Source organism: Streptomyces sp. 3-6, from assembly GCF_056323165.1.
This window is the reverse complement of the sequence record NZ_JBWHZP010000002.1, coordinates 306,140-318,244: the sequence shown is the minus strand read 5'-3', so window position 1 is coordinate 318,244 and position 12,105 is coordinate 306,140. Positions and strand designations below refer to the sequence as shown.

The window sequence follows — 12,105 nt, the reverse complement described above, 5'->3', positions numbered from 1 at the left end:
GACCCGGCCGGCCCGGTCCCGAACGGCTCCGCCCCGCAGCGCCCGGCCGACGCCGTGCGGGCGTACCGGCCCGCGCTGCGCGACGGGGTGCTGATCGGGCCCGCGCTGCTGCGCGGTCCACGGACCGTGCACCTGGTCAAACACCCCGTCAGCGGCGCCGCGTTCGAGATCGGCCCCCGGGAGCGGTTCGTCCTCGGCCTGCTCGACGGCACCCGGAACGCCGACGACGTCGAGGCGGCGTACGCCGAACGCTTCCGGCGGCGGCTCCCGCCGGAGCAGTGGACGCGGCTGCTGGGGCTGCTCGGTACGCGCGGGCTGCTCGACGGCTCCCCCGACCCGGCTCCGCCCGAACCGCCCCCGGCCCGCACCGGGAACCTCTGGAAGGGCAGCCGCCGTACCGTCGCCGACGCGCAGGCCACCACCGGGCGGCTGCACCGCGTGCTGCGCCCGCTGCTGCGTGCCGGGGTCCAACTGCCGTTGCTGGCAGCGGTCCTGGTGATGACGGTGGCCGTCCTGGCCGACCCGGGGGCGGCCCTGGAGGGCACCTGGGAGCTGCTGACCCGGCCCCTGCTGCTGGTGCCGTTCGCGGTGTTCCTCTGGTTCAGCATCTGCGCGCACGAACTCGCCCACGGCGTCGCCGCCCGGCACTACGGCGGGGAGGTCACGGAGATCGGCCTGCGCTGGCGGTTCCCGGCCATGATGATGTACTGCACGGTCGGCAACTACCTGTTCCTGCCCGGGCGTCGGGCCAAGCTCGTGGTCGCCGCCGCGGGCGCCCACGTCAACCTGCTGCTCCTGCTGCCCTTCGGGCTGTGGTGGACGCTGCTGGAACCGTCCGACCCGGCCCGCGTGCCGCTCACCGGCATGCTGTTCGTCGGCATCGTGCAGGCGCTGAGCAACCTGGTGCCGCTGCCGCCGCTGGACGGCTACCGGATGCTGAGCCACGCCGTGGGCGCCGCGAACCTGGCCCCCGAGACGCTGGCCTACGTGAGGCTGCGGCGGCGCGGCCGGGACGCGGTCGCCGCGTACCCGCCGCGCGCCCGCCGCCTGCACACCGCGTACGCGGTCACGGCGGTCGTCCTGGTGCTGCTCGCCGTGGCCGGAAGCGGTACCGCCGTCGCCCTGGTGGTGATGCGATGACCCCTCCGACGCACCTTCGACGCTCTTCCGCCGCCCCTCCGAAGCCCTTCCTCCGCCCCTCCGATACCCCTCCGCCGCCCCTCCGCCGCCTTTCCCCTGCCTTCCCGACCCGCACCGACGGACCCCGCTCAACCCGCCGACGCACCCCGCTGAACCAGCTGAACCCGCCGCACCCCGTTGAACCCGCCGATCCCCGCTGAACCCGTCGATCCCTGATGAACGCTGATGGACCCCGATGAATGAGGTACCGCACATGACCCCCACCACCCCCGTCACCGGTGACGGGACCCCACCGGCCGTCACGGTCCGGGACGTGACCAAACAGTACGGCGACCGACGGGCCGTGGACGGTGTCACCCTGGACGTGCTGCGCGGCGAGTTCTTCGGGCTGCTGGGCCCCAACGGCGCCGGGAAGTCCACCCTGGTGGAGATCATGGAGGGGCTGCGCAAGGCCGACTCCGGCTCCGTCGCGGTGTTCGGCGAGTCCCCGTGGCCGCGCAACACCGGGCTGCTGCCCCGGCTCGGGGTGCAGACCCAGTCGTCGGCGTTCTTCGTGCGGCAGACCGTGCACGAGCACCTGCGGACCGTCGCCGCGCTCTACGGCGCGGACCGCGCGGCCGTCGACGCGACGCTGGAGTCGGTGGGCCTCGGTGACCGGCACCGGGTCCGGGTCGACGACCTCTCCGGCGGCCAGCGGCAGCGGCTGGCCATCGCCTCCGCCCTGGTCCACGGACCGGAGCTGATCTTCCTCGACGAGCCGACGGCCTCCCTCGACCCGGAGGGGCGGCGCGACCTGTGGGAGGTGCTGCGGGGGCTCAAGGCCGAGGGCCGCACCATCGTCTACACGACGCACCACCTGGACGAGGCGGAGGCGCTCTGCGACCGGGTGGGCATCCTGGTCGCGGGGCGGCTCGTGGTCACCGACGCCCCGCAGAACCTCATCGGCTCGTTCGGGGCAGGCGGGAGACTGCTGGTGCCGGTGGGCCGGATCGACGAGGCCGGGGCCGCCGCACTGCCGGGCGTGGACCGGGTCACCGTGCAGGGCGGGCACCTGGTGCTGGAGACCAGGGAGACCGGGCGGGTGCTGGCCGCCCTCGACCCGCTCACCGGCCTGGACGGCGTGCAGACCCGCATGCCGAGCCTCGAGGACGTCTACCTCGACATCACCGCCCGCCGGACCGGCGGGACGGACGGCGTCACGGCCCCGGACGACGACCGGGCCCCGAACCACCAGGAGCAGCAGGCATGAGCGCCTACACCGCCCTGACCGCGGCGGGCTACCGCGCGCAGGTCCGGGACAAGACCACCGTCTTCTTCACCTTCGCCTTCCCGCTGATCTTCCTCGTCGTCTTCGGCCTGATCTTCCGCGGCCGGGACGTGGAGGAGAGCGGCTTCTCCTACCTGTCGTACACCGCGGCCGGGGTGCTGTCCTGGGGCGTCGCGAACGCCGCCGTGTTCGGCATCGGGTTCACGCTGATGCAGTGGCGGGCGGACGACATCCTGCGGATGATCCGCATGTCGCCCGCGCCGCTGTCCGCCGTCATCGGGTCCCGGTACGTCCTCGCGGTGGGCGTGGGGCTGGTGCAGTCGGCGCTGTTCGTGGGCGTGGCGATGCTGCCCGGCTTCGACCTGGTGCCCGACTCCCGGTGGCCCCTGCTGATCCCGGTGCTGGTCCTCGGGATCACCACGTTCCTGCTGCTCGGGGTGATCGTCGGCAGCATCGGCAACACCCCGGAGTCGGTGGCCGCGATCGCCAACTTCCTGATGCTGCCGATGGCGTTCCTGTCGGGGTCGTTCTTCCCGCTGGACGCCATGCCGGACTGGCTGCAGAAGATCTCCCTGGTCCTGCCGCTGCGGTACCTCAACGACGCGGTGTCGGCGGCGCTGACCGGCCGCGGCGACCTGTCCGACATCGGGACGGGGTGTGCCGGACTCGTGGTGTTCGCCGTGGTGTTCGGGGTGCTCGCGGCACGCCTCTTCCGCTGGACGAAGAGCTCGTGACGGCGCCGGCGAGCGGCCTGCTGCCGCATCCGATGGCCGGGGCGCGGGACGCCCTCCAGGAGTTCCTCGACGGCCGCTTCGGTGCCGCCGCGCCCCGGGTGGTGCCGGTGGGCGCCGTCGGCGCGGGCGGCGGCGACGCGGGGGCGCCGGACCCCTGGGCGGCGGACCGGCCCGGCGCGCTGGTCCATGTCACCGCGTCGGCGGTGCTGTTGGGCCCGTGGGGCGGCGACGGCCGGGCCGGTGCCTGCGGGCGCTGCCTCGCCGTGCGCTGGCAGCGGCTGCGCAGCCGCAGCGAGCGCAACGCCCTGGAGACCGGCGGTCTGGACGGCCCGCGCCCGGCCGGGGACTGGCCGGTGCTGACGGCGCACCTGCGGGACGCGGTGGCCGCCCTGTGCGAGGCCCTGCTGCACGGGCCGCGCCCCCGGCCGCCGGCCGGGGACCCGGCCGACCGAGCGCTGCCCCGGGTGACCCGGCTGGACCTGGCCGGCCTGACGGTGCGCACGTACCCGCTGCTCGCCGACCCGCTGTGCCCGCACTGCGCCGGCCGTCCCCGGCCGCTCGCGCGGGACGAGGTGCCGTCGCTGTCGCCGGTGCCTCGCCCCAAGCCGGACCCGGACACCTACCGGCTGCGGTCCGCCTTCGCGCACCCGCTGCCCACCGAGGCCCTGGCCAACCCGGTGTGCGGGGCGCTCGGCGCCGGCACCTGGAACGACGTCACCTCGTCGACCACCGCGCCGGTGGCCGGCAGCGCCTTCGTGCGGGGTTACGCGGGGCTGCACGACGTCACCTGGAGCGGGCAGGAGAACTCCTTCGCCACCAGCCGCCGGCTGGCGTTCCTGGAAGGGCTGGAGCGGTACGCGGGCACCCGCCGGCGCGGCGGCCGGGCCCCGGTGGTCGGCAGCTACGACGACCTGCGGGCGGACGCGGTCGATCCCGCGGAGTGCGGGCTGTACGGCCCGGAGACGTACCGCGACGACCCGCTGGTGGAGCCCTTCGACCCGGGCCGGCCCGTCCCGTGGGAGTGGGGCTGGTCGCTGCGCGACGACCGGCCGGTGCTGGTGCCGTCGCGGCTGGTGTACTACAGCATCCCGACGGCGGGTGACAACTTCGTCTTCGAGTGCTCCAACGGCTGCGCCATCGGCGGCTGCGCCGAGGAGGCGGTGCTGGGCGGGCTGCTCGAACTCGTCGAGCGGGACGCGTTCCTGAACGCCTGGTACGGGTCGGCGCGGCTGCCCCGGGTCGACCTGGACACGGTGGGCAGCGCCACGGCCACCGCGATGGCCGAGCGGGCCGCCCTGCAGGGCTACGACGTCCACGTCCTCGACAACCGCGTCGACCTGGCCGTCCCGGCCGTCACCGTGGTCGGCGTCCGCCGGGACGGCGGGCCGGGCACCCTGTCCTTCGCGGCGGCGGCCTCCCTGGACCCGCGCGCGGCGATCGAGGGCGCCCTGTCCGAGGTGCTCAGCTACATCCCGCACCTGGCCCGGCAGACCGCCGAGCGGCGGACCGAACTGGAGGCCATGGCCGACGACTTCGCCCTGGTCCGGCATCTCAAGGACCACCCCCAGCTGTACGGGCTGCCCCGGATGGCCGTGCACGCGGCGAGCTACCTGGAACCGTCCCCCGCCCGCCCGTTCGGGGAGCTGTACGGGGACTGGGAGCGCCACGGCCGCCCCCGGACCGGTGACCTGCGCGACGACGTCACCGCCGTCGTGGACGAGCTGACCGGGGCCGGGCACGACGTGATCGTCGTCGACCAGACGCCGCCGGAGCAGGAGGCGATGGGGTTGCGGACGGTCGCCACCGTGGTGCCCGGACTGCTGCCGATCGACTTCGGCTGGAACCGGCAGCGCGCCCTGCTGATGCCCCGGCTGCGCACCGCGCTGCGCCGGGGCGGGCACCGGGACGACGACCTGACCGACGCGGAGATCCGCCGCGCCCCGCACCCCTTCCCCTGATCCGGCCCTTCGTCCCGGCCGGACCCTCCCGGCCGGACCCTCCCGGCCGGTCCCTCCTGACCGGTCCCGACGGTACGACGTCCACCGTCCGGGTCCCGCCGCCGAGCGCGCGGGGCCCGGGCCCGAACGGAAGCGCGCCGATGAACCCACCGTCCGGCTCCCCCCGTCCGACGCCCCCGGCCCGTACCGCCCCGCCCGACGGGCCGGCCGGGGACGGCGCCACCGCCCCTGTCCCCGGGGAACTGCTCGACCGTGCGGGGGCCGTGCTGCGGCCCGCGCTCGCGCTCTACCTGGACCTGCACGCCCACCCGGAGCCCTCCGGGCAGGAGGCCCGCACCGCGGACCGGTTCGCCCGGCGGCTCGCTGCGGCGGGCTGCGAGGTCACCCGGGGCGTCGGCGGGCACGGGGTGGTCGCCGTGCTCCGCAACGGGGAGGGGCCACGGGTCTGGGTGCGCGCGGAACTCGACGCGCTGCCGGTGCGGGAGCGGACGGGGCTGCCGTACGCGAGCCGCACGGACGCGATGCACGCCTGCGGCCACGATCTGCACCTGGCCGCGGCGGCGGGCGCCGCCGACCTGCTCGCCGGCCTCGCCGACCGGTGGCGGGGGACGCTCGTCGTGGTGGGGCAGCCCGCGGAGGAGACGCTGGACGGGGCGGCGGGCATGCTGCGGGACGGGCTGTACGAGCGGTTCGGCCGCCCGTCGGTGGTCCTCGCCCAGCACACGGCTCCGCTGCCGGCGGGCACGGTCGCGCACGGTGCGCCCCCGGGTGCGGGACCGTCGTCCGCCCTGCCGATGACCGCCGCCGGGGCCGTCGTCGACGTGGTGCTGCACGGGCGGGGCGGGCACGTGGCGACGCCCCACCTGGCGGTGAACCCGGTGGTCGCGGCAGCCGCCGTCGTCACCCGGCTCCGGGAGACGGCCGCCCGCGCGGGGGCCCGGGAGGGGCGGGTGACCCTCACCGTGGGCACGCTGCGGGCCGGGACGGCCGCCAACGTGATCCCGGACCGGGCGGTGCTCGGGGTGGCGGTGCGGGCGGCGAGCGACGAACTGCTCGACGAGGCCGTGGCGGAGGTGCGGCGGGTGGTCCGGGCGGAGAGTGCCGTGGCGGGCTCCCCCCGGGAGCCGGAGCTGACCGTCACCTCGCGGTCGTCGGCGCTGTGGTGCGACCCCGACGCCGCCGGTTCCGTACGGGCCGCGCACACCGCCCTGCTGGGGAGGCGGCGGGTGCTGGACTGGCCGGGCTCGATGGCGGCGGAGGACTTCCCGCTGTTCGGGGACGCCGGGCGGGAGCTGCACGGTCAGCGGGGGGTGCCGTTGGTGTACTGGATGCTGGGGGTGGTGGGCGCCGAGGAGTGGCGGCGGGCGACGGCCGGCGGCCCGGGCGCGGCGCCCCTGGCCCCCAACCACTCCCCGTTCTTCGCCCCGCACGTCGGCAGCGCCCTGCGTCCGGCGGTGGCCGCGCTGGCGGGGGCGGCGCTCGACCGGTTCGGGGCGGGGTGAGCGGGGGCGCGGGCGTACACCCGGCCGAGCGGGTGGGACGGGCTCAGCGTCCCCCAGCCATCCTCCACGCCGGCGGGTCGGGCAGCGGGCGTCAGCGGGGGTCCGCGGAGTGAGCGGCCGCCCGGGGTGGTCCGGCCGGGCAGGTGGGCCCGTTCATCGTCCCCCCGTCGGTCTCCCCGCCAGCGGGTTGGGCAGCGGGCGGTAGCGGGCGTCGGCGCCGTCCGCGCCGGTCCAGCGGAGCAGCAGGTTGGTCTTGCCGGGGAGGGTGGGCGCGGTGAGCAGGGCCGTGGCCTCGGGGAGGCCGGAGCGGGCCAGTTCGCGGCGGACGGCGGGCCAGGGGTCGAGGCCGGGGTGGTGGTCGGCGAGGGCGGCGGCGATCTCCAGGAGGTGGTTGACGACCAGGCAGTAGACCAGCCGTTCCCAGCCCGCCTCCCGGGACACCCCGGGCGGCGCACCCGCCGCCGCCCGGGCGGGTCCGGCCCCGGCCAGCAGCTTGACGCCCTCCGCGTCCCGGAACAGGGCCTGCACCGGCCGCCCGCCGCCGTCCATGGCGACCAGGGTGTTCTGCAGGTGCGCCTCCAGCACGACGCCGTGCCGGGCGTAGGCGGCCAGCGCCGGGGGGACGACCCGGGACAGGTACGCCTCCCACCAGGCGGCGGGGTCGGCCGCCGCGGCGAGCGGGTTGCCGTCGAAGCCCTCGGCCAGCGCGGCGGCCAGGTAGGGGGTGGCGCCGGGCAGCAGGTGGCCGCGCAGCCCGTCGCGCACGACGACGGCGAGTTCCTCGTCGGCGAAGTCGGCGGTGCGGTGCCCGCGGTCGCTGAGCCAGGCGGCCGGGCCGTCGAAGGCGGCGAGGGCGGAGCGGGCGGCGGCGTCGGTGTGCGCGCGCCGGTCCAGGTCGTGGCGCCACAGGCGGCGGATGTCGTTGGTGATGCGCACGTCGAGGCTGAACTTCAGGAACAGGTCCTGTCCGGGGTCGTAGACGGTGCGGACGGCGGCCGTGGGCCAGGTGGCGAAGCGGGTGGGACCGAGCCGGAGGAGGCGGCCGTCGGCGAAGGCGGGCGCGAGGCGGGCGGCGGCCAGGTCGAGCTGCCAGGGGTGGGCGGGCAGCAGCCGGTAGCCGGGCGGCGCGGTGCCGAGGCGGTCGAGGGCGGAGGTGTCGCCGTCGTCGACGACGGTGTCCTCGCGCAGGGCGAGCAGCGCCAGCGGGAAGCGGGCGTGCGCCTCGGGCGCGTAGGGCAGCCAGGCCGCGACCGGGCCGCCGCCGCGGGACTTGGGCGCGGGGTGGTGGGTGTGGCCGATGACGAGGGCCTGCTCGGACCGCAGGTAGGGATCGGGGGGCGGGTCGGAGCGGGCGCGGGCGGCGAGGAGGGCGGCGACCACGTCCCGGCTGTCGGCCATCTCGGTGGGCAGTTCGTGGTTGGGGACGCCGGTGTGCCGACGCAGTTCCTCGGCGGCGAGTTTGACGAGTTCGGCGTGGCCGAGGGGCTGCCAGCCGCCCGCGGTGCGCACCTCGGGGGCGGTGGGGCGGCGGGTGCCGCGCACCCGCAGCAGCCGGCCGCAGCCGGGCAGCCGGTAGGTGCGGCGGCCGTCGGTGTCGGCGACCGGCTCGCCCACCTCGCGCAGCAGGCAGTTCAGCAGCGGGACGGCGGCGTAGGCGTCGGCGCGGCGGGCGAGGCCGTCGCGGCGCGCCGCGTCGTCGTCCGCCGGCGGGGGAAGAAGGTCCACGCGTTCCACTGATTCCCTACGGTCTGTACGGGCGGTGACGATCAGTATGTCTGCCGTGGCCCCCGTTCATGCCGTCCCGTCCGTGCCGTCCCGGTCGTACCCACAGGAGCCCGCCCGTGCACCGTTCCCCCTCCGCGGAGGCCGAAATCGGCGAGGAACTGGCCGCCCGGCGGCCGGACCTCTCCGCCCGTTACGCGCGGGCGCTGCCCGGCGCCCGCGCGGCCGTGCTGACCAGGCTGTGGCGGGGTCTGGTCCATGATCGGCTGCCGTGGGCGGAGGTCCGGGAGGCGGGCCGGGACGGGGTGGTGCTGCGGTCGGCGGACGGCCGGATCCTGGGCGGTCCGCCGGCCGATCCGTACGCGACGGCGGCGTACGTCACGGCCGTCCGGCTGGGCGGGCGGGAGTACGCCGACCCGGCGCGGCTGATGGCGGCCCTGGCGGTGCCGCACTCGGCGGTGTTCGCCGCCGAACTGGGGCACAGCGTCGCCTCGCTGGCCCTGTCCCGGGCGGCGAACCCCGCGTACGAGGCGCGTCCGGACCAGCCGGAGGAGTGGCCGGTGCGGGACTGGGAGTGGGAGCAGCGGGTGGTGGACGGGCATCCCTTCCACCCCTCGTGCCGTTCGCGGCCGGGGCTGTCCGTGGCGGACCAGCTGGCCTACGGGCCCGAGCACCGTCCGGTGGTGGGGCTGGGCCTGCTGCCGGTGCCGGCGGAGGAGTGCCTGGTGTCGGGCGCCTGGCCGGGGTGGCTGCGCGAGGGGGAGCGGATCCTCGTGCCGGTGCACCCGTGGCAGGAGGCGCACGTGCTGAAGCGGGCGGCCGGGAGGCGGCTGGCGGCCCGTCCGCTGATGGCGCTGCGCACCCTGGCGCTGCCCGACGGTCCGCACGTGAAGACGGCGTTCAGCGCCCGGCTGACGTCCTCGGTGCGGGACATCTCGCTGGGCTCGGTGGCCGCCTCGCGGGTCCTGTCGGACCTCGGGGAGGCGGTGGCGGCCCGTACGGGCGGGCTGTTGCACGTCACGCGGACGGTGGCGGCGGTGGCGGCCGGTTCGCCGGACTGCGCGGCGGTGCTGCGCCAGTCGCCGCAGGAGTACGCGGCGGGCGGGGAGCGGGTGGTGCCGGTGGCGGCGCTGGTGACGACGGGGCTGCCGGACCGGCCCGGGTGGACGGTGCGGCTGGTGCGGCTGGCGCTGGAGGTGGGGCTGCGGTTGCTGGAGCTGGGGGTGGCGCTGGAGGCGCACGGCCAGAACCTGCTGGTGGTGCTGTCGCCGTCCGGGGAGCCGCTGCGGCTGGTCTACCGCGACCTGGCGGACATCCGGCTCTCCCCGGCCCGGCTGGCCCGGCACGGCATCGGCGTCCCGCCCGAGGTGCCGGACCGGGTCGTCACGGACGACGAACAGGCCCTGCGGCGCAAGCTGTTCGGCTCCCTGGTGGCCGGTGCGCTGGCGGGCACGGCGGGTTCGGGTCCGAAGCTGCGGGGGGTGCTGGAGGGCGCGGTGCGGGACCTTCCGCCCGGTCCGGACCTGGCCGCGCTCACCGGCGGGCCGGTGCCCGCGAAGGCGCTGACGCTGATGCGGATGTCTCCGGGGACGGCCGGGGACCGGTGGACCGAACTGCCCAATCCGCTTCAATTCGGCCGCTTCTGACGGCCCGTTTTGAAAGGCGTCAGCCACCGTCCATAGGATCCCCCGATGATCACAAGAAGACGGACGGTGGCAGGCGCCGGTGCGCTGCTCGCCGCCCTGACGGCCGGGCTGGCCTTCCCCGCCGGGGCGGCCGCCGACGAACCGACGGGCCGGGACGCGCCCAAGGTCAACCTGCTGCTCGACGTGAGCGGGTCGATGCGGGCCAAGGACATCGACGGCCGGTCCCGGATGGCGGCGGCGAAGCAGGCGTTCAACGAGGTGCTGGACGCCACGCCGGAGGAGGTCGAACTCGGCATCCGCACGCTCGGCGCGGACTACGCGGGCGACGACCGCAAGGAGGGCTGCAAGGACACCGCGCAGCTCTACCCGGTGGGCCCGCTGGACCGCACGGAGGCCAAGACGGCGGTGGCCACGCTCACCCCGACCGGCTGGACCCCGATCGGCCCGGCCCTGCTGGAGGCCGCCGACGACCTCGACGGCGGCAACGGCTCCAAGCGGATCGTGCTGATCAGCGACGGCGAGGACACCTGCGCCCCGCTCGACCCGTGCGAGGTGGCCCGGGAGATCGCCGCGAAGGGCATCGGGCTGACCATCGACACCCTGGGCCTGGTGCCGAACGCCAAGCTGAGCCGCCAGCTCAGCTGCATCGCCGAGGCGACCGGCGGCACCTACACCTCCGTCGAGCACCAGGACGAACTCACCGACCGGGTCAACGAGTTGGTGGACCGGGCGGCCGAGCCGGTGGTGACTCCGGTGGCCACCGAGGGCGGCGACCGCTGCACCCAGGCGCCGACCCTGAAGTCCGGTCTGTACACCGACCGCCAGGACTTCGGCCGGCAGCGCTGGTACCGCGTCGACGTGCTCCCGGGACAGGAACTGCGCGCCTCGGTGAGCGTGGCGGCGGACCGCGCGGTGCGCCCCGACCACGGCGTGCTGATGCGTGCGGTCACGGTCCACGGGCGGGAGATCGTGCGCGGCGAGGCCACCGGCAACGGCCGCACCGACGTGCTCTCCACCGGCCTGCGGTACCCGAAGCCGGAACGGGACGACGACGAGGGCGAGCCGGCCGCCGAGACGGTGTGCCTGGCGGTCACCACGTCCTTCGTCCCCGGCTCCGGGGTCAAGACGACCCCCGGCCTGCCGCTGGAACTGACGCTCGACGTGGTGGACGGCCCCGGTGAGGCGTCCGACGTCGCCTCCTTCGGCCTGGGCCGCGGCTGGTGGCTGCTCGGCGCCCTGCTCGTCACCGGCTTCGTCGCCGGCCTGCTCTGGGGCTGGCTGTCCCGCTGGCGGTTCGCTGTCTGGAGGACCCACTGATGCGCCGCGCCGTACGCGTACTGAGCACCGCCCTGCTGGCCCTCGGCCTGGCCGCCGCGCCCGCCGCGGCCGACTCCTCGCCCTCCCCGGAGGCGTCCGGGGACGGCGCGGGCCCCACCCGCGCGGGCACGTCGTTCCGCACCGCGACGGAGGTCGAGCAGGGGCAGACCGCCACCGCGCGCGCCTCCACGGGCGACTACCTGTACTGGTCGTTCCCGGCGGACGCGGGCCAACGGCCCACCGTGAAGGCCACGGTGAAGCTGCCCGAGACGCACGCCGCCCAGACCTGGCAGGTCGACGTGTACGACGGTCTGCGCCGCCGCCAGGCCTGCCAGTACGGTGCCCAGACCCGCACGGCCCCCGCGGACGCCCCCGCGGTGGAGCTGACCTGCGTGCTGCGCACCGTCCGCGCCTGGGCGGAGCCGTGGGCCAACGACCCGCTGCCGGGCACGTACTACGTCCGGCTCACGGCGCTGCGCATGTCCGCGGCCGACCTCGGCCAGGCGGTCGACGCCGAACTGCGCGTCGAGTCCAAGGACATGGGCAGCGCGGCGGCGGTCGACGGCTCGCTCTCCGAGCCGCTGGTCCCGGGCGTCGCGGCCCGCGCCGAGGCCGACGAGGACGAGGCGGACGACGCGTCGTCCGCCGTCCTGGCGGCCCTGGAGCCGGAGGACGGCTGGTCCTCCGGCTGGTGGTCCGACCGCTGGCTGTGGACCGCGGCGGGCGGCGCCCTGGCCGCCCTCGCAGGCGTCGCCGGCTACCGCCTCACCCGCGGCTCCGGCCGCCCGACCCGCGTCCCGCCGGGCGCCTGACACGGAC

General features: G+C 76.4%; 9 protein-coding genes. 8 read left to right on the top strand and 1 reads right to left on the bottom strand.

Annotated features, from left to right (window positions below; genetic code table 11):
• Positions 1-54: 54 nt before the first annotated feature.
• The 5 genes from AC02VZ_RS05585 (at position 55) to AC02VZ_RS05565 (ending at position 6,601) form a co-directional block, all read left to right on the top strand.
• Positions 55-1,140 carry a peptidase M50 gene (locus tag AC02VZ_RS05585; protein WP_476474747.1) on the top strand — a complete coding sequence of 362 codons (1,086 nt, stop codon included), beginning with the start codon at positions 55-57 and terminating at the stop codon, positions 1,138-1,140.
• A gap of 235 nt (positions 1,141-1,375) precedes the next feature.
• Positions 1,376-2,389, top strand: coding sequence for an ABC transporter ATP-binding protein (locus tag AC02VZ_RS05580; RefSeq protein WP_432054919.1), 1,014 nt, complete (start codon positions 1,376-1,378; stop codon positions 2,387-2,389).
• A complete protein-coding gene (locus AC02VZ_RS05575; protein WP_432054920.1) occupies positions 2,386-3,141 on the top strand; it encodes an ABC transporter permease in 756 nt (251 codons plus the stop codon). The genes AC02VZ_RS05580 and AC02VZ_RS05575 overlap by 4 nt, the downstream gene beginning before the upstream one ends.
• A 32-nt stretch (positions 3,142-3,173) precedes the next feature.
• Positions 3,174-5,099 carry a TOMM precursor leader peptide-binding protein gene (locus AC02VZ_RS05570; protein ID WP_476474746.1) on the top strand — a complete coding sequence of 642 codons (1,926 nt, stop codon included), beginning with the start codon at positions 3,174-3,176 and terminating at the stop codon, positions 5,097-5,099.
• Between the two features lie 140 nt (positions 5,100-5,239).
• Positions 5,240-6,601: an amidohydrolase gene (locus AC02VZ_RS05565; RefSeq protein WP_476474686.1), complete on the top strand. Its 1,362-nt coding sequence runs from the start codon at positions 5,240-5,242 to the stop codon at positions 6,599-6,601.
• Positions 6,602-6,754: 153 nt separating this feature from the next.
• On the opposite strand, the gene AC02VZ_RS05560 is transcribed toward AC02VZ_RS05565, so the two are convergent.
• On the bottom strand, positions 6,755-8,335 hold the full coding sequence (locus tag AC02VZ_RS05560) for an IucA/IucC family protein (RefSeq protein ID WP_476474685.1): 1,581 nt from the start codon (positions 8,333-8,335) through the stop codon (positions 6,755-6,757).
• Positions 8,336-8,442: 107 nt separating this feature from the next.
• On the opposite strand from AC02VZ_RS05560, the gene AC02VZ_RS05555 reads away from it, so the two are divergent.
• Genes AC02VZ_RS05555 through AC02VZ_RS05545 form a run of 3 tightly spaced genes read left to right on the top strand, consistent with a single transcriptional unit; the run spans position 8,443 to position 12,098 of the window.
• Positions 8,443-9,969, top strand: coding sequence for an IucA/IucC family protein (locus tag AC02VZ_RS05555; protein WP_476474684.1), 1,527 nt, complete (start codon positions 8,443-8,445; stop codon positions 9,967-9,969).
• 45 nt (positions 9,970-10,014) lie between these two features.
• Positions 10,015-11,286, top strand: a complete 1,272-nt coding sequence (locus tag AC02VZ_RS05550; RefSeq protein WP_476474683.1) for a VWA domain-containing protein — start codon at positions 10,015-10,017, stop codon at positions 11,284-11,286.
• A complete protein-coding gene (locus tag AC02VZ_RS05545; protein ID WP_476474682.1) occupies positions 11,286-12,098 on the top strand; it encodes a hypothetical protein in 813 nt (270 codons plus the stop codon). Before AC02VZ_RS05550 ends, AC02VZ_RS05545 begins: the two co-directional genes overlap by 1 nt.
• Positions 12,099-12,105 lie beyond the last annotated feature (7 nt).